Raw genomic sequence first — 19,654 nt, 5'->3', positions numbered from 1 at the left:
GAGTAAACTTGGATTTTTATATAGAAAAGGCAAATACTTGTCAAAGAAAAGAGTTCTTAAATATTTTAAGATATTGGAATATGCATCATATACCATCTGTTGAAATGGAAGATTTTGATTTTGAGTGTTATTATGTGGCTAAAGTAGAGAATAAAATAGTTGGCTTATCAGGTTATAAAATTTTAAATGAAAAGCAGGGAAAAACTACATTATTAGTGGTTCTACCTGAATATTTAGGTAGTGGAATTGGTAAAGCACTACAATTAAAAAGACTAGAAGTTATGTATAAAAAAGGCATAAAATCAGTTATTACAAATTCAGATAGAAAAGAAACTATAGTTTGGTATAAAAAGCATTTTGAATACAAAGAAATAGGAAAAATTAAAAAGCTTATTTCTTTTGGAGAAAACGATGTTGATTATTGGACCACTTTGGAAATGAATTTAGATGAATATATGAAAGCTAAAGATAAAAAGGAGAAATTTAAAGAAGAGTATAAAAAAGAAAATGAATCTTATCCTATAACGCCATATCAACCACTTATTATAAATGTAGCGTTAACAGGTATTGTACCTAATAAGTCTTTGAATAAGTATGTTCCAGTTTCTATTGAAGAAATAGTAAATGATGCTATATTAGTTCATGATTTGGGAGCTTCAATTGTTCATATTCATGCAAGAGATAAAGATGGAGTAATGACAAATGATGCTAGATATTATGAAGAAATTATTAGTAGGATAAAAAAAGAAAGACCTGAATTAATATGTTGTGCAACTACTTCAGGGCGAAATGGTCAATCAATTGAAGAAAGATCAGAGGTTCTTGATATAATAGGTTTAGGAAAGCCTGATATGGCAAGCCTAACATTAGGGTCATTAAATTTTATCTCTGGTGCAAGTATTAATGATATTGATACTGTTACTGAATTAGCATTTAAAATGAAAGAAAAAAATATTAAACCTGAATTGGAAATATTTGATGCAGGTATGATAAATCTTGCTAAATATTTAGAAAGATATGAAATAATAGACGGAGTAAAATATTTCAATATTTTACTCGGTAATTTAAACACAGCTTCTGGAACAATAAAAGACTTAGCCCATATTTATACATCATTACCTAAGAACTCAATTTGGTCTGCTGGAGGACTTGGACAATTTCAGTTACCAATTAATATTGCATCAATTGTTGCAGGAGGTAATGTAAGAGTAGGAATAGAAGATAATATCTATTATGATAATGAAAAAAAGATTTTAGCAAGTAATAAACTACTAGTTCAAAGATTAGTAAATATAACTGAACAATTAAGTAGAGAAATTGCAAAGCCAAGTAATGTTAAAGAGAAATTAGGATTAAAAATTAATGAATGAAATGACAAACTTATATGATATAGTAAAACTACAAGCTTCAAAATATTCCAACAAGGAAGCGGTTTATTATGGAGATAGCATAATTAGCTATAAGGAATTAAAAAAACATATAGATAACTTTTCTATATTTTTAAATGAGAACGATATTTTAACAGGAGATATTATTGGTTCTGAATGTAAAGACGAATATGCAGAATTAATAGTTATGTTTGCTCTTTCAAAGATAGGAGCAACTCTAATATCATTAAAAAGTCTTACTCAAACTCAACGTGATGAATTAATAGATACCTTGAAAATAAAAAGTATTTTAACTGATGATAATAAAAAGGAAAATATATATACTGTAGTCTCACAAGAAAATTTTATATTAGAATGTAGTGAAGAATATGATAATTATTGTAAAAATCCAAAAAGCCCTTGGATTTATATTGTAGGTTCAGGAACAACAGGTAAAAGTAAAATAATTCCAGTAAGTCATTTTCAACAACTTCAAAGGGCAAAAGCTTCATTAGATTGGTTAAATAATTCAAAAGATGATGTAGCTCATTCTTTGGTTAATATAAGTTATTATTCATCAAAAGTTTTATATATACAAGCATTGTTATCAGCTTCTAGTTGCGTATTAACTAAGTATCCTTTAGATGTGTTTTTATTATATAAAGAGTTTAAAATCTCTGTTATGTATATGACAGTATTTCATATTGAACAGTTGCTAAATATAATAAATCAAGAAAAGTTTGAGGGTCTAGTTTTTCCTTATATAAGAGCACTTGTAATAGATGGCTCAAAAGTATCTATGTCTTTAAGAGAAAGAATATATAAAAGTATAACAAAAAATATATATGTAAGATATGGAATTAATGAAGTTGGAACAGTTAGTTTATGTAAAGCTGAAGAAGTTTTTGAACATGAAGATACAGTTGGTTTTCCTATTAAAGAGGTAGATTTAAAAGTTGTTGATAAAGAAGGGAATGATTTAGATCCTAATAAAATAGGTGAAATAAAAATTAGAAGTAATATGTTAGTAGATGGATATATAAATGACTCAGAATCTACAAATAAAGCTTTTAAAGATGAATGGTTCTTCCCAGGAGATTTAGGAATGCTTACTGAAGGTAGTCACTTAATAATTCTAGGTAGAAGTGATAATATGATGATATTAAATGGTATCAATATATATCCATCACAAATTGAGAAAGTAATGTTAAAACATGATGAGGTAGTTGATGCCTTTGCTTTTTCACTAAATCATCAAATACATCAGGATGTTCCTGTTTGTGCTATTGTTAACAAAGTTGACTCAAATATTACAGATAAAGATTTGATGAATTATGCAATTGAAAACCTTGGTTCATATAGACCCCAAGCTATAGTAATCTTTAATAAATTTCCTATAAACGAACATGGAAAAATAGTCAAAAGTATTGTTAAAGAAAAGGCAATAGAGACAATCTTTTAAAAAAACTTAGAAGAAAGAGTTTAACTCTTTCTTCTTATAAGATATTTAAATTTTGTATAAAATACATGAATCAACAACCCTAAAGGTCCCAAATCAAATTAATAACTTTATAAATAACAAATAACTATGTTATAATAAAAATAAAAAGAGATGTATGAGAATTATAATATATTGTTTATTTGTATTAGTTTGTATGGCAAATGCAACAGTTATTATAAATTCAAATAGCTCAAATATAACAAATTTTGAAGTAGATTATTTTATAGATAGTACTAGAAAATTAAAATTTGAAGATTTAAAATCTATTGAATTTTCAAAAGGTAAAAATGCTGATAGTCTAGGAGTAAAGGTTACGAATAGCTGGCTTAGAATAAAACTTTTTAATAATACCAATACTACACAAAAACTTTTTTTACATCAAGAACTAGCATATGCCCATGCAAGTATAAAGTATTTTGAAGTAGATGCTAAAAACAATCTTTTAAATACTAAAGAAATGAATAAACGTTTTCCAAAAGATAAAATGAATATAAATGGTGCTGATTCTATTTATGAGTTTTTATTAAATCCTAAACAAACAAAAATAATATATATAAATCAAAAAACTTATGCTTATCATTTTTATAATTTTTCAATAAGAAGCCAGAAAGAATCAAGTCAATTTTTAATATATCAAAAAATTGATGGAGTCTTGTTTGTTGGTTTATTACTTTCTTTAGCTATATATAATTTTCTTATATTCATTTCATCACAATATAAAGAGTATTTGTATTACTCTTTATATTTAGTTTCTGCTACTGTTTGGATATTTTATATGTATGGTTCTTTGGCACACTATTTTCAAATATATGGAGTGGTCTCTGCTAGATTTAATTTTGCTTTGATGTTAGTACCTGTTTTTTTAGCTCTTTTTGTTCAAACTATTTTTGATACTAAATCAAAATATAAAACAGAACATTGGTTTTTAAATAGTGTGATTGCAGTATTTTTAATAAATGTTATTTATGGATTTATTAATCTTAATCACTCCATACAACTTCTATCTTTATTGTTAAATTACATTCTTGTTGTATTTATGTGGATAAGTATATCTATATATTTAAAAGGTAATAAAATTATAAAAATCTTTTTAGCTGCACATGTTTTCTATATATTTTTTAGTGTATATGGTATTTTATTTTATATGGGAATTGTGGATTTCAACTATGTATCATCACGAGGTATAGGCATAGGTATATTAATAGAAGCACTGATTCTTTCATATTTAGTTTCATATAAGTTTAAAGTAATGCAAGAAGAAAAGCAATTGTCTCAGTTGTTATTATATCAAAAAACAAAGATGGCAGATATGGGAGAAATGGTTGCAAATATTGCTCATCAGTGGAGACAGCCTTTATCTACTATTAGTTTTTCATCTGCTATTTTAAGAGAAAAAAAGCTTCTTGGTAAACTTAAAGATAGAGACTTAGAAGAAGAGTTGAATCATATAGATGAAAACATAGAGCATATGTCTCAAACAGTAGAAGATTTTCTGACATATTTTAAACCAAATAAAACAAGTAAAGAGTTTTATATCTTTCAATCAGTGGATAAAGCTTTGATTATATTAGGAAATACTCTTTATAAAAATGATATAGAGATTATAGTAGATGTAAGTAAAGAAGATAAGCTATTTGGTTTAAAAGAAGAATATACACAAGTTTTGATTTCAATAATATCAAATGCAATATATGCTTTGAAAGAAAAAAAGAGTAAAACTATAAAAATAATTTCTAAAAAACTAAATAACAAAGTAGTTTTAAGTATAGAAGATAATGCAGATGGTATCAAAGAGGAGATAATATCTAAAATATTTGAACCATATTTTACAACAAAACATCAGTTTGAAGGTACAGGATTGGGACTTTACATATCTAAAAGTATTATAGAAAATAGCATGAATGGTTCTTTAAATGTGGAAAATACAAAAGATGGTGCTAAATTTAGCATCATAATATAAGGTGTAAATGATGAAAAATATTTCAATATTAATTGTAGAAGATGAAATCTCTTTATTAAATAGATTTGAAAAATATGTATCTTTATTTTGTGATACAGTTTATAAGGCTTGTAATGGACTTGAAGGATTAAGAATTTATAAAGAGCATAATCCTAGTATAGTTTTTACTGATATAAACATGCCTCATTTTAGTGGAGTGGAACTTGTAGAAGAGATTAGAAAGACGGATAAAAATACGCAACTAATTTTATTTTCTGCACATACAAATACAGAAGATTTATTAAAAGTAGTTCCTTTGAATCTTGTGAGCTATTTAGTAAAACCAGTAAAGATGGAACAGCTAAAACAAGTGTTATTTCAAGCTGTAGAAAATTTAACACAAGATAAATATATCAAGCTAATCGATGATTATAAATGGAACATAGATAAAAAAGCTTTATTTTTAGCAAATCAAAAAATAGAGCTTTCAAAAAATGAAAATGCTTTTATTAATGCTCTTGTCTTAAAAATCAACCAACCAGTATCCTATGAGGATATACATAATCATATTTATTGTACGGAGCAGTTTTCACTAGATGCTCTTTTTACTATAGCCAAAAGAGTGAGAAAAAAAACTACAAAAGGCTTTATAAAATCATCTTTTAAATATGGATATATTTTAGAGTCTTATTAATTTTTTCTATCATTATTACCTAAACTCATATGTTTACTATTAATTATCATATAGTTATCTACTTTTAAAATCACATAATTAAATTACTAAAACCTTATTTTAAACTAAATTGCCAGAAGTTGCCAAAAGTTTCTTTTATTATTTAATAAATAAAAATATTAGCCTAAAGGGAGATAAGGGAAATGAATAAAGTACATATCAGGGAGAGTGTATGGAATTTTTTAGATTAAAAAGTTTTGTATCATTATTGATACTCTTCATAGCTCAAAGTGTTTTTGCCGCTAGTCCAACAATTACAAGTGAACCAGTAATAAGTGTAAATGAAAACACGGCTTATAGTTATGAATTTATAGGAAGTGATGAGGATGGTGATGAATTAACATGGAAACTGAAAGATGGAACTAGTTTACCCAATTGGCTTACTTTAAACCATGAAACTATAGTATCAACTTTTGCAGGAAGTGGAAGTAATGGTTCATCTGATGGAAGTGCAATAACTGCTTCATTTTCTTTTCCTTATGGAGTTGCAGTTGATTCTAATGGGAATGTCTATGTATCTGATTCTTCTAATCATAAAATTAGAAAGATAACAAGTGATGGAAATGTTACAACTCTAGCAGGAAGTGGAAATGCTGCTTTTGCTGATGGTCTTGGAGAAGCTGCTTCATTTAATTATCCTAACCAACTTGCAGTTGACTCTAGTGGTAATGTTTATGTATCTGATAACTTCAATCATAAAATTAGAAAAATAAGTCCAGATGGAAATGTTACAACTTTAGCGGGAAGTGGATATGGCTTTTTTCGTGATGGAGTTGGAGCAAATGCTTCATTTCAAAATCCTGATGGGATTGCAGTTGATTCTAGTGGCAATGTTTATGTAGCAGATTACAGCAATAATCGAATTAGAAAAATAAGCCCAGATGGAACTGTTACAACTCTAGCAGGAAATGGATATGCTACTTTTGCTGATGGTCTTGGAACAAATGCTTCATTTAAAAGCCCTTCAGGAGTTGCAGTTGATTCTAGTGGTAATGTTTATGTAGCAGATACTTTAAATCATAGAATAAGAAAGATTGACACAAATGGAAATGTTACAACTTTAGCAGGAAGTGGAGATGCTGCTTTTGCTGATGGAGTTGGAGCAACTGCTTCATTTAATAAACCTTCAGGAGTTGCAGTTGATTCTAGTGGTAATGTCTATGTAGCAGATTTTGGAAATGATAAAATTAGAAAGATAACAAGTGATGGAAATGTTACAACTCTAGCAGGAAGTGGACTTGGTGGTTCAACTGATGGAAATGCTACAGTTGCTTCATTTAAAAATCCTTATTCAGTTGCAGTTGATTCTAGTGGTAATACCTATGTAGCAGATATTTTAAATAATAGAATAAGAAAGATATCAAATGTTTATAAACTACTAACCGGAACTCCAACAAAAGATGATGTAGGTGTACATGATGTAAACCTTATATTAAGTGATGGAACAAATGAGGTTGAACATAATTTTCAAATAACTGTAAATAGCTTAGCCCCAGTAGTTACAAGTGAAGCAGTGACAAGTGTAGATGAGGATAGTGAATATCTCTACACACTTACAGGAGTTGATGGGCAAGGGGATGATTTAAACTGGAGTGTGAAAGAGAATACATCGTTACCTACTTGGCTAAGTTTTAATAATACAGCACCAACTGTTTCTACTTTTAGTTCACATTATTTAAGTACAAAATCTACTTATATTGAGATGGCTACTGATAGTAATGGTAATATTTTTACAACGAATGATACTCAAGATTCAATAGTAAAGATTACACCTAATGGAGTTGTTACAACTTTTGTAGGGGGTGATAGCTCTTTTACTAAGATAGTTGGTTTAACAATAGATAGTTCAGACAATATTTATGTTTCAGATAGTTCTGAACATAAAATCAAAAAGATTACACCATCTGGTATAATAAGCGTTTTTGCAGGAAGTATTTCTGGCTTTAATGATGCTACAGGAGAATTAGCAAAGTTTAATTATCCTCATGGATTAGCAATAGATAAAAATGATAACATATATGTAGCAGATAGAAGCAATCATAGAATTAGAAAAATAACACAAGAAGGTGTTGTAACAACACTTATTGGAGATGGAACGGCAGGAATAACTGATACTAGAGTTTATTATCCTCAAAACATTGCATTAGATAGTAATGATAACCTTTATATTCCTTCATATAATTATCATATAATTAGAAAGGTAACTCAAAATGGAGTTGCAAGTACATTTGCAGGGGTATCAGGAAGTTTTGGTTCAGATGATGGGGAATCAACAAGTGCAAAGTTTAAATTTCCTTGGAGTATCTCTATAGATATAAATGACAATCTTTTTGTTGTGGATAAAAACAATCATACAATTAGAAAAATTACGCAACTAGGAGTTGTTTCTACATATTCGGGTTCACCTACAACAACAGGTATGAACAATGGAGCACTCTCAAGCGCAACTTTTTATATTCCAATTAATAGCGTTTTTGATAAAGATGGAAACCTTTATATTACAAACACTCAATCTGCAGTTTCATCTTTAATGGGAGATACAACTTATACATATAACATTAGAAAAATAACTCCTCCTATACAACTTACAGGAACACCAAAAAATGAAGATGTAGGTGAACATACTGTAAATCTTATTTTAAGTGATGGGGTAAATGAAGTTGAACATAACTTTACAATCACAGTAAATAATGTAAATGACATGCCAACTGACATAAGTCTTTCATCAAATAGTATAGTTGAAAACAGTGCAAGTGATATAACGATAGGCTTACTTAATTCTACAGATGTCGATGTAGAAGATACATTTACATACAGTTTTTGTGGTGGAGTTGATGATACAAACTTTGCTATAAATGGAGATGAACTAAAAGCTAATACAGTATTTGACTACGAAAGTAAGTCATCTTATAGTATTTGTGTAAGAACTACAGATATTGCTGGCTTAACTTTTGATAAAACACTTACTGTTGATATTTCAAATGTAAATGATAATATTCCAGAATTTAAAGATGAAGCAGTAATAAGTGCTGATGAGGATAGTGAATATAGTTATAGCCTTAAAGGAAATGATGTTGATGGAGATGATTTAAACTGGCGTGTAAAAGATGGTACTACTCTTCCTAATTGGTTGAGTTTATCTACTATATCTAAGATAAATACTGTAGCAGGAACACTAGGTGTCAGTAATGCAGGAACAAGTGGAGATGGTGAACTTGCTGTAAATGCAAAACTATTTGCTCCCAAAGGTGTGAAGGTAGATTCTTCTGGAAATATCTATGTAGTAGATACTGCTAATCATGCTATCAGAAAAGTCGATGCTAATACAGGAATAATAACTACTATTGCAGGTACTCTTGGAATAAGTGGAACTAGTGGAGATGGGGAGCTTGCTATAAATGCAAAACTAAATTTTCCAATGGAAATAGATATAGATAGTAATGGAAATATTTATATTGCTGACAAGGGTAATCATGCTATTAGAAAAATAGATATAAATACTGGAATTATAAATACTGTTGCTGGTACTTTTGGCGAAAGAGGTTCTAGTGGAGATGGAGGTAGTGCTTTAAGTGCTAAGTTAACAGCTCCAACAGGATTAATTGTAGATGATATTGGAAATATTTATATAGCAGATAGTAATAATCATGTTATTAGAAAAGTAACTGTGAACACTGGTACTATTTCTACTATCGCAGGTACTTTTGGCGTAAGTGGAACTAGTGGAGATGGTAGTCTTGCTACAAATGCCAAACTGAGTCTTCCATATAAGTTAGCAATAGACAATATTGGAAATATTTATATAGCAGATTACTTAAATCATGCTATTAGAAAAGTAGATGCTGAAACAGGTATAATCACTACGGTTGCAGGTACTCTTGGTATAAGTGGAGCTAGTGGAGATGGAGACCTTGCTACAAATGCTAAGCTTAACACACCTGTTTCAATTACACTAGATGATAAAGGAAATATATATGTAGCTGATCAAAAAAATTATGTTGTAAGAAAAGTAGATGTAAATACTGGTATTATAACTACAGTTGCAGGTATAATGGGAATAAGTGGTGATACTGGAGATGGACTAAATGCAACAAGTGCCAAACTATATCAGCCTTCTGGACTAGCAATTGATAATGATGGAAATATTTATATATCAGATTCTTTTACTCATTCAATAAGAAAAGTAGATTCAGCCGTTACTAAACTTATAGGAACTCCAACAAATGCAGATTTAGGTGAACATAATATAAGTTTAGTTTTAGATGATGGCGTAAATGAAGTTGAACATAGCTTCACAATTACAGTAAAAGCAAAAGCTCCTAAAGTAACTAGTGAGCCAGTTGTAAGTGTAAATGAAGATGAAGCTTATAAGTATATTTTTAGTGCTACAGATGAACAAGATGATACTTTAACTTGGAGTGTGAAAGATGGTACTTCTCTTCCATCGTGGTTAAGACTAAATCAAAATTCTGTATCAACTATCGTAGATAGTGGACTAAATGCACCATCTAAAATATCTATATTTGAGAATAGACTATATATTTTAGATTCAGGAAACAATCAAGTAAAAGAATTTGATGGTTTACAACTTCAAACTTTATTTAATCATCCTAATTTTAATTCACCACAAGGTTTATTAATAGATTATGGTCGATTTTATATATCAGATACTAATAATAACTCTATTAAATGGTCGACTGTTGAAGGTGTTGAACCTTTAGTAAATGACGGGCTATCTTCTCCAACAGGACTAGCCGCCACCAACTTTGGAATGATTCTAGTTGCTGACACTGGAAATAATGCTATAAAAGACATTTCATCTCAATATCAAACACATACTATAATAAATGAAGGATTATCTTCTCCTACAGCGTTAGTTTTTGATAATTATGATTTATATATAGCAGACACGGGAAGTAGTACTATTAAAAAGTTTGATGGTCAAATGCTTACTACTGTTGTAAATGATGGTTTAAATTCTCCTTTAGATTTAGCAATAGATCGTAATAGTAATTTATATATAGCTGATACAGGAAATAATGCTATTAAAAAGTTTGATGGTACAAATTTAATTACTATATTAGATACTGGCTTATCTTCTCCTTCTGGAATCTTTTTAGATGAAAATGACAATTTATACATAGCAGATACAGGAAATAATGCCATTAAAAAGTTTAATATTTCACCTCCAAGTTTATCAGGAACACCAACTATTAATGATGTAGGGGAACATAATATAACACTTATTTTAAGTGATGGTATAAATGAAGTAGAGCATGACTTTACAATTACAGTAAAACCAAAAGCTCCTAAAATAACAAGTGAAGAACTTACAAGTGTAAATGAAGATGAATCTTATAGTTATGATTTAAGTGCAAGTGATGCTCAAGGTGATTATTTAACTTGGAGTGTAAAAGATGGTACTTCTCTTCCATCTTGGTTGAGTTTAAATACAAACCCTTCTCTTGTTAGTTCAGATATTGGAAATGAAGAAGATGTATATAATATTTATGGTATGGATTTTGATGATAAAGGTAACTTATATTATGTCTCGCCAAATCAAAATGTTGTATATAAAAGAGATATAAACGGTAATACAACAATATTTGCAGGTTCAGAAAAAAGTATTGGAATAAATGGTTTTGGTGATGATGGTTTAGCAAAAGATGCTCTTTTTGACAAAATTTGGGGAGTTAAATATTATAAGAATGCTTTATATATTAGTGATAAGAGTGATGATAGGGTAAGAAAAATTGATTTAACTACTAATATAATCACAACTTACGCAGTTTTTGGTGATGGTTCAAATGATGCAGGTGTTTCAGATGTGACTTTCGATGATGATGGAAATATGTATGCAGTTATTTATTCAAATGCAGGAATCATTAAAAAGGTTACACCAGATGGAAATATAACAGACTTTAAGACAGGATTATATTATCCTTGGGGTATAGATTATTATAATGGTTATATTTATTTCACGAGAGTAAGTAATCATGTTGTAGAAAAAATAGATATTACAGATAGCAGTAAATGGCTTAATGTAATGGGAACTTATAATACTTCTGGTTTCTCAGGAGACAATGGCAATGCAAGAGATGCACTATTAAAAAATCCATTATATCTTAGAATAAATAATGAAGGTTCTATTTTTGTATCTGATAGAGGTAATCATAGAATAAGAATGATTGACCCAACAGGTAAAGTTAAAACAGTAGCTGGTAAAGATTTATCTAATCCTTTTAGTGGTGTTCAAGGTATTGCATTTTGGAATAATGAAATTTATGTTTCAGATAGAACTGAAAGAGCAATTTATAAATTTAAATTAAACTCTTTAAATGGAACACCAACGAATGCAGATGTAGGTGAACATAATGTAAGTCTTGTTTTAAGTGATGGAGTAAATGAGGTAGAACATAACTTTACAATCACAGTAAATAATACAAATGATGCACCAACAATTTCAGTTCCTACAAATGAAATTGTAATCTATGAAGATTTCTATGCTCCTGCTCTTCCTCAAGATTTTAAAGTAATAGATGTAGATGGTGATATTCAAACAGCTACAATTACAGTTACAAATGGATTAGTAACTATAGGAACAGAAAACTTAGAGTTCATAGAAGGTGATGGTATAGAAGATAGTAATATTACTGTCAAGGGAAGTGCTCAAGCTTTAACAAATGCATTTAATATAGGTAAATATAAGCCTAATAAAGATTTCTCAGGTGTATCAAAAATAAGTATAACTACTAATGATGGTACAGTAAGTGCAAGTAATAGTTTTGAAATTTCAATCCTAGATGCACCAGAAATCACAAGTATAAAAAGAGATGAACAAGCTTCAGAAACTACAAATAGTGATAGTCTATTATTCTTTGTTTATATAGATTCTAATATCCCACAAGAAAATGATGCCACAATAGCAGATTTTGAAGTAGTAGGAAATACAACAGCAACTATTACAAATGTAACTAGATTTAGTATTGGATATGAAGTAACAGTATCAGGTGGTGATTTAGCTTTATATAATGGTTCTGTGGGTGTTAAATTTGTAGATGACAATAGTGTTAAAAATTCAAATGGTGTACCAATAGGTGGAGCTGGAATTGATAACTTTACAACAGGTGAGAGATATACTTTAGATAATATAGTTCCAAGTATTGTAATTACTTCAAATAAAGATGCATTGAAGAAAGGTGAAAGTGCAACAGTAACATTTACACTTTCAGAAAACAGTACAGACTTTGCAGTAGCTGATATAGTAGTAAGTGGTGGAAACTTAACTAACTTCTCAGGAGAAGGTAAAGTTTATACGGCAACATTTACACCAAGTGAAAACTCAATAACAGATGGAACAATAGATGTAGCAGCAGCTAAGTTTAAAGATGCAGTTGGAAATGATAATACAAAGGCAAGTCAAAAAACTATTTCAATAGATACTCAAGTTCCAAGTATTGTAATTACTTCAAATAAAGAAGTATTAAAAGCAGGTGAAAGTGCTACAGTTACATTTACACTTTCTGAAAACAGTACAGACTTTGCAGTAGCTGATGTAGTAGTAAGTGGTGGAGTATTAACTAACTTCTCAGGAGAAGGTAAAGTTTATACAGCAACATTTACACCAAGTGAAAACTCAATAACAGATGGAACAATAGATGTAGCAGCAGCTAAGTTTAAAGATGCAGTAGGAAATGATAATACAAAGGCAAGTCAAAAAACTATCTCAATAGATACTCAAGTTCCAAGTATTGTAATTACTTCAAATAAAGAAGTATTAAAAGCAGGTGAAAGTGCTACAGTTACATTTACACTTTCTGAAAACAGTACAAATTTTGCAGTAGCTGATATAGTAGTAAGTGGTGGAGTATTAACTAACTTCTCAGGAGAAGGTAAAGTTTATACAGCAACATTTACACCAAGTGAAAACTCAATAACAGATGGAACAATAGATGTTTCAGCAGCTAAGTTTACAGATCCAGTAGGAAATGGTAATACAAAGGCAAGTCAAAAAACTATTTCAATAGATACGCAAGTTCCAAGTATTGTAATTACTTCAAATAAAGAAGTATTAAAAGCAGGTGAAAGTGCTACAGTTACATTTACACTTTCTGAAAACAGTACAGACTTTGCAGTAGCTGATGTAGTAGTAAGTGGTGGAGTATTAACTAACTTCTCAGGAGAAGGTAAAGTTTATACAGCAACATTTACACCAAGTGAAAACTCAATAACAGATGGAACAATAGATGTAGCAGCAGCTAAGTTTAAAGATGCAGTAGGAAATGATAATACAAAGGCAAGTCAAAAAACTATTTCAATAGATACGCAAGTTCCAAGTATTGTAATTACTTCAAATAAAGAAGTATTAAAAGCAGGTGAAAGTGCTACAGTTACATTTACACTTTCTGAAAACAGTACAGACTTTGCAGTAGCTGATGTAGTAGTAAGTGGTGGAGTATTAACTAACTTCTCAGGAGAAGGTAAAGTTTATACAGCAACATTTACACCAAGTGAAAACTCAATAACAGATGGAACAATAGATGTAGCAGCAGCTAAGTTTAAAGATGCAGTAGGAAATGATAATACAAAGGCAAGTCAAAAAACTATTTCAATAGATACGCAAGTTCCAAGTATCTCAATTTCTACATCAAAAACTGTAGCAATAAATGGTGAAGTAATAGACTTAACATTTACTCTTTCAGAAGAGAGTGATAACTTTACTGTAGAAAATATAAGCATAAATGCAGGTAGCTTAAGTGACTTTGCTCAAAGTGAATCAAATAGTAAGGAATATACAGTAAAACTTACAATAGATGACAAAAGTACTTCTCAAATCACTATAAATGTAAATGAAAAAACATTTACAGATAAAGCAGGAAATGATAATACAAAAGCAATTCAAAAGACAATTACTATCTTCCCAAGTGTAGTAAAATATACACCAAGTAAAGGAGCTACAGGAGTTGAGTTAGACTCTGCTTTAAAACTAGAATTTAGTGAAGAAGTAATAAAAAATGAAGAAGTAGAAGGTAATATAGGAAATATAGTAATTCATAAATCATCAGATGATAGTGTAGTTGAAACTATAGCTATAACATCAGATAAGATTACTATAGAAAAACCTACTGAAGAAAACAAACTTACAAATACAGTAGTTGCAATAAATAAAGAAACAAAACTAGAATTAAATACTGCTTATTATGTAATCATTGATAAAACAACTTTAAAAGATGTAGATGGTAACTTCTATGAAGGTATTAGTAATAAAACAATATGGAAATTTACAACAGTAGATAACGCTGCTCCAATTATCACAAATAATGATTCTAATCCAACAGCAACAGTAGCTGTAGATGAAAATCAAACAGCAGTTATAGATATAGATGCAACAGATGTAAATGATGGACAAGTATTAACTTATTCTATTGATGGAACTGATGCTAAAGCCTTTAATATTGATTCAAAAACAGGTGTAATCACTTTTAAAACTGCAGCAAATTATGAGATGAAATCTTCATATAGTATTGATGTAGTAGTTACAGATAATGGTGGCTCAACTCTAAGTGATACTCAATCTTTAACAATTAATATAAATGATGTTAATGATGATCCAAAAATTACAATTGATGAGTTAATAACTACAAATGAAGATACATCAAAAGATATGTCATTTACATATACAGATGAAGATAAAGATACAGTTGTAGCTTCACAAAAAACAGCCCCAAGTAATGGAACTATTTCTATAAGTGATACAACTATTACTTATACTCCAAGGGCAAACTATAATGGTAAAGATTTCTTTGTAGTAACACTATCAGATGGAAATGGATATAGTGTAGATAAAACTATAAATGTAAGTATAACAGCAGTTGATGATGCACCTGAAATAACAACAACTTTAAATAATCAAACACAAGTTGAAGATGGGGAAGGATTAGTTATTTCTTTAGCTACTTCTGATATAGACTCAGATGCAAGTACTGCAACATACACTGTAACTTCATCAGATGAAAATATAGCAACAGCTTATATAAGAGATGGAAAACTAATAGTAGTTCCAAAGAAAAATGCAAATGGAAATGTAACTATTACTTTAACTTCAACAATTGATGGGAAAAGTACAACAAAAATATTTACATACTCACTTACAAATGTAAATGATGCACCAACTATTTCAAATATTGGTGATATTTCACATGATCAAAGTGCAGATGAGATTGTAAAAACAATTGAGTTTGATATTTGGGATGATGTTGAGATTACAAGTTTAATAGCAAGTAGTTCAAATGAAAATCTTTTAGCTAATGATAGTATAGAAGTTTCAAAACTGTCAGATACAAATGCACAGTTAAAATATACAGTCACAGGAAATAACGCAGGAATAACAACAGTTACAGTTGTGGTAAAAGATATTGAAGGTTTAGAATATAAAGAAAGCTTTAATATTAATATCAAAGCTGCAAATGCTTCACTTTGTGTAGAAAATACAAAAACAGCATTAACATTTGATAATATTAAGAAAGATAATAATTCTCAAGATGCAATTACAAGTAACTTAGAATTAGTTAATACAATTGCAAGTGTGTGTGAGGCTTCGATTACATGGTCAAGCACAAAAGAAGAGATTATTGATACAAATGGTGTTGTTACAAAAAGTGAAAATAATACAACACTTTTAATTACTGCACTTATTAAAAAAGATGAGTTTAGTAGTAAAAAAGAGTTCTTAGTAACAGTATTGGCAGATACTTTATCAGATGAAGAGATTTTAGAAAAAATTTCATTTGATATAATAAAAAAAGAGAATAGTTTAAAATCTCAAATTACAAGTTCTTTAAATCTTTCAACAATGTTTTTAAATAAAAATATTCAGTGGACAAGTTCAGATGAATCCGTAATATCTCCATACTCAGGATATATAACAAGACCAAATGATGAAGATAAAGAAGTTACAATCACTGTATTTATAGGTGAAGTTAAAAAAGAGTTTAAAGTAACAGTTCTTAAAAATGAAAGTTCAAGTGAACAGATTGTTCAAAAAGATAAAGAATTATTAACTCTTACTTCAATATTAGATAAAAATATTGATAAGAATAATGTTGTTTATAACTTACTAAAACCACTACCTCTAAAAGGTGCAAATGGTTCAACTATTATTTGGAGTAGTTCTAATACAGATGTTATTACTCAAGAAGGTGATGTAATAAGAGATTCTTCATCAGATAAGACAGTAACATTTACCGCAACAATTACTCATGGTGATGGTGAAAATAAAGTTACTGAAACAAAAGAGTTTATTATAACTGTTCTTCAAAATAAAATAGAAGAAGAAAACAATAATAGCTTTGTAAGTGCAACTCAAACAGATACAAAAGTAGAAGTAACAACTACAAAAGATGGACAAGAGTCAAAAACACAATCAACATTTGCAGATACTATAAAAGGTCTTGTTGAAAATATTGTCTCTCAAGAAAGTGTAAAAAGTGTTATAGAACTTGCAGAAAAGATAGTAAATGTATATCTAAATACGGATGGTACTTCTCAGTCAACAATTGAAACAAAAGATGGTAAAAGTGCTTCTATGAAAACACAAGGTAAAAGTTCAACTACAAATGTAGATGGTGAAGGAAATATTGAATCATCTTCAAGTACAAATAGTGGAACAGTAAAACTTAGACTAAATAGTGATGGTTCGGTAACTCATGTAGTAGAAAATACTTTAGAAGGTAAAACATCAACAGCAAGTTCATCAATAGAGGGTTCAAATGTAGAATCAGATAAAGATGGAAATGTAGAAACAACATCAGAAGTAAAAAAAGATGGATATGTATATAAAGCAGTTGTATCAACTAATACAACAGGTGAAACTACAACTAAATTCGTAAGAGTTAACTTGTCAACAGGTGAGCAAGATGATGTAGATAATACAGTATCTTCAAATACACCATTCCAAGCAGGAAATGAAGTTACAATTACTGAAGACGATGATGGAAACTTATATATAAAAACAACAACGCCACTAGATGGTAGCTTAGAGATTGAGTAAGGATAAAAGTATGAAAAAGATATATTCAATAGTATTACTAATAGCAGTAGCCTTAGGGTTCACTGCTTGTGGAGGAGGTGGAGGAAGTTCTTCATCTTTTAAAAACGCAATAGTAGATATAAATGTTTCTTGTGTAGCAAGTCCAAGCTCAAATGACTTTGATACTTATGTGACATTGTATAGTGGAGATAAAATAGTAAATGATGAAGCAGGAACACTTGTGACAACTTATCATAATGTAAATGGTGAGAAAAAAGTTTGCCTAAATAGTGGTAAAGCACATATAGTAAGAAAGTAGGATAATTTTATGAAAAAAATATTAATAAGCACAATATCTTCAACACTTTTAGTTACAAGTTTAAGTGCAAATAGTTCTGAAAAGAATCTATTTGCATCTATTCAATATGGTTTTACTCATATAAATAATGATAAAAAAGATACAGCAGGAACAGTAAGCTTAATAGAAGAACAAGATAGTAGTTCTGAAAGTGTAAACCTAGAGTTTGGATATGAGTATAGTAAAAATATAGATTTGTCAGTAAACTATCAACTGGTTTCAAGTGATGATGTAGATTTAAATAATATATATTTGCAATCAAAATATAAGTTTGAAAATAAAAACTTTACACCATATGTAGGAGCAATATTAGGCTACTCAGAACTTAAATGGAATAAAGCCCCAATAAATACTTTAAATAATGATACAAAATCAAGCTCATATATAGTAGGAGCAAATGCAGGAATACTATATCCTATGTCAAATAGCACAGACTTAGTTTTAAACTATACATTAGCATATATGGGACATAAAGCAGAACTTTCAACTACTTCTACGAATAATGCAGATTTAAAGCATGATTTATTAAATACAGTATCGTTTGGTATAAGATTTAATTTTTAATAATATTATAGTGAGAATAAGAAGTAAGAGTTTAACTCTTGCTTCTTCTTATAAAATATTTAGTTGATGGGCAAAGTCAGCTGCAATTCTTTCGTAGTTTCTTACATCAAGTAATCTTTTTTGACCATTTACTCCCACTTGTGCTACTTCATCTTTGTTTAGTCCTAAAATATAATCAAGTTTTTCTTTTATATCTTTTTTAGTAAAGTTACTAAACCAAGCACTTTTATCATCTTCAAAAATTGAGCTGTTATTTTCATTTTTTGACATAATACATGGTACAGCTGATGAATAATAATCAAGTACTTTCATAGGTGTTGATGAGTTAAATAGTGAAATTTCAGGAAGTAGTCCTATTCCTATATCAGCTTTTGCGATTAATTCTAAAAGTTCACCTTTTGTTTTTGCATTATAAATTTCAATATGATCTTCTATATCTTTATATTTTGATATTAAGTCTTTTGCATACTCAGGGTCTTTTGTAGAAATCATAAGTTTATATGTTCCATCACTTAACTCACTAAAAGCATCTAGTATAGTCTCAAACTCTCTTAATTTATCAAGTGTTCCAGCGTAGAAAAATCTCTTTTCAATGCCTTCATGTTGAATATTTTCTCTTAAAACATCAGGGTCTATTGCAGATGGAATTACAAAAGTTCTTGTTTTTACATCTTTGAAATAGTCATTTTTCATTTGAATTGATGTTGGAAGGAAAATATCACATTCATTGATAAGTGAAGTTTCTGTAAATGTTTTGATTTTATTGTTTATTACATCTAAAAAGTTAACTTTTTTATTTGCTTCATCAGTTTGAATTTTAGCAATTCTTTTTGGAAAAGATAGTCTAAAAGCCAATTTGAAATTGCCAGTTTTTCTAAATTTTAGTGCATCTTTTAGTATTTCTGTGTCATTTCTAACAGCTACTACTTCATATTGCTCTAATTTGTAGCCATTTTTTTCTAACTCTTCAATTGGATTTTTTTTAAACTTATTTGGAAGAATTAATTTATTTTCATTTTTTACTTCAAATTCTGTTGTGAACTTTGAAAAATAAACAATATCAATCTCAAAGTGTTTATTTAAATATTTTTCAAATAAAGGGCCAATAAAACTATGTTCGTGATACTCTTCTTGGTCAGTAATATATAAGAACTTACTCACTTG

Annotated in this window: 8 protein-coding genes; 7 read left to right on the top strand and 1 reads right to left on the bottom strand. The window is 29.2% G+C overall.

Translation table 11 applies throughout. The annotated features are described in order from the left end of the window. The first annotated feature begins 8 nt into the window (after positions 1-8). The 7 genes from NJU99_RS12835 to NJU99_RS12805 all read left to right on the top strand — a co-directional run bounded on the left by NJU99_RS12835 (position 9) and on the right by NJU99_RS12805 (position 18,490). Positions 9-1,370 (top strand): GNAT family N-acetyltransferase, encoded by a 1,362-nt coding sequence (locus tag NJU99_RS12835; protein WP_254576301.1) that lies wholly within the window; start codon positions 9-11, stop codon positions 1,368-1,370. Next, positions 1,363-2,829, top strand: coding sequence for a class I adenylate-forming enzyme family protein (locus tag NJU99_RS12830; protein WP_254576300.1), 1,467 nt, complete (start codon positions 1,363-1,365; stop codon positions 2,827-2,829). The genes NJU99_RS12835 and NJU99_RS12830 overlap by 8 nt, the downstream gene beginning before the upstream one ends. A gap of 154 nt (positions 2,830-2,983) precedes the next feature. Beyond that, a complete protein-coding gene (locus tag NJU99_RS12825) occupies positions 2,984-4,828 on the top strand; it encodes a sensor histidine kinase (RefSeq protein ID WP_254576299.1) in 1,845 nt (614 codons plus the stop codon). A 10-nt stretch (positions 4,829-4,838) separates the two neighbouring features. Then, positions 4,839-5,501: a response regulator transcription factor gene (locus NJU99_RS12820; protein WP_254576298.1), complete on the top strand. Its 663-nt coding sequence runs from the start codon at positions 4,839-4,841 to the stop codon at positions 5,499-5,501. 211 nt (positions 5,502-5,712) lie between these two features. Then, entirely contained in the window at positions 5,713-17,589 is an 11,877-nt protein-coding gene (locus tag NJU99_RS12815; RefSeq protein WP_254576297.1) for an Ig-like domain-containing protein, read from the top strand. Between the two features lie 10 nt (positions 17,590-17,599). Continuing rightward, positions 17,600-17,887 (top strand): hypothetical protein, encoded by a 288-nt coding sequence (locus NJU99_RS12810; protein WP_254576296.1) that lies wholly within the window; start codon positions 17,600-17,602, stop codon positions 17,885-17,887. 9 nt (positions 17,888-17,896) lie between these two features. Then, entirely contained in the window at positions 17,897-18,490 is a 594-nt protein-coding gene (locus NJU99_RS12805; protein ID WP_254576295.1) for an outer membrane protein, read from the top strand. 48 nt (positions 18,491-18,538) lie between these two features. Here the strand turns inward: NJU99_RS12805 and NJU99_RS12800 are convergent, their stop codons facing one another. Beyond that, a complete protein-coding gene (locus tag NJU99_RS12800) occupies positions 18,539-19,651 on the bottom strand; it encodes a glycosyltransferase (protein WP_254576294.1) in 1,113 nt (370 codons plus the stop codon). Positions 19,652-19,654: the final 3 nt, after the last annotated feature.

Origin of the sequence: Arcobacter roscoffensis (assembly GCF_024267655.1) — a bacterium.
Lineage (GTDB): Bacteria > Campylobacterota > Campylobacteria > Campylobacterales > Arcobacteraceae > Arcobacter_B > Arcobacter_B roscoffensis.
This window is presented reverse-complemented; position numbering and strand designations above follow the sequence as displayed.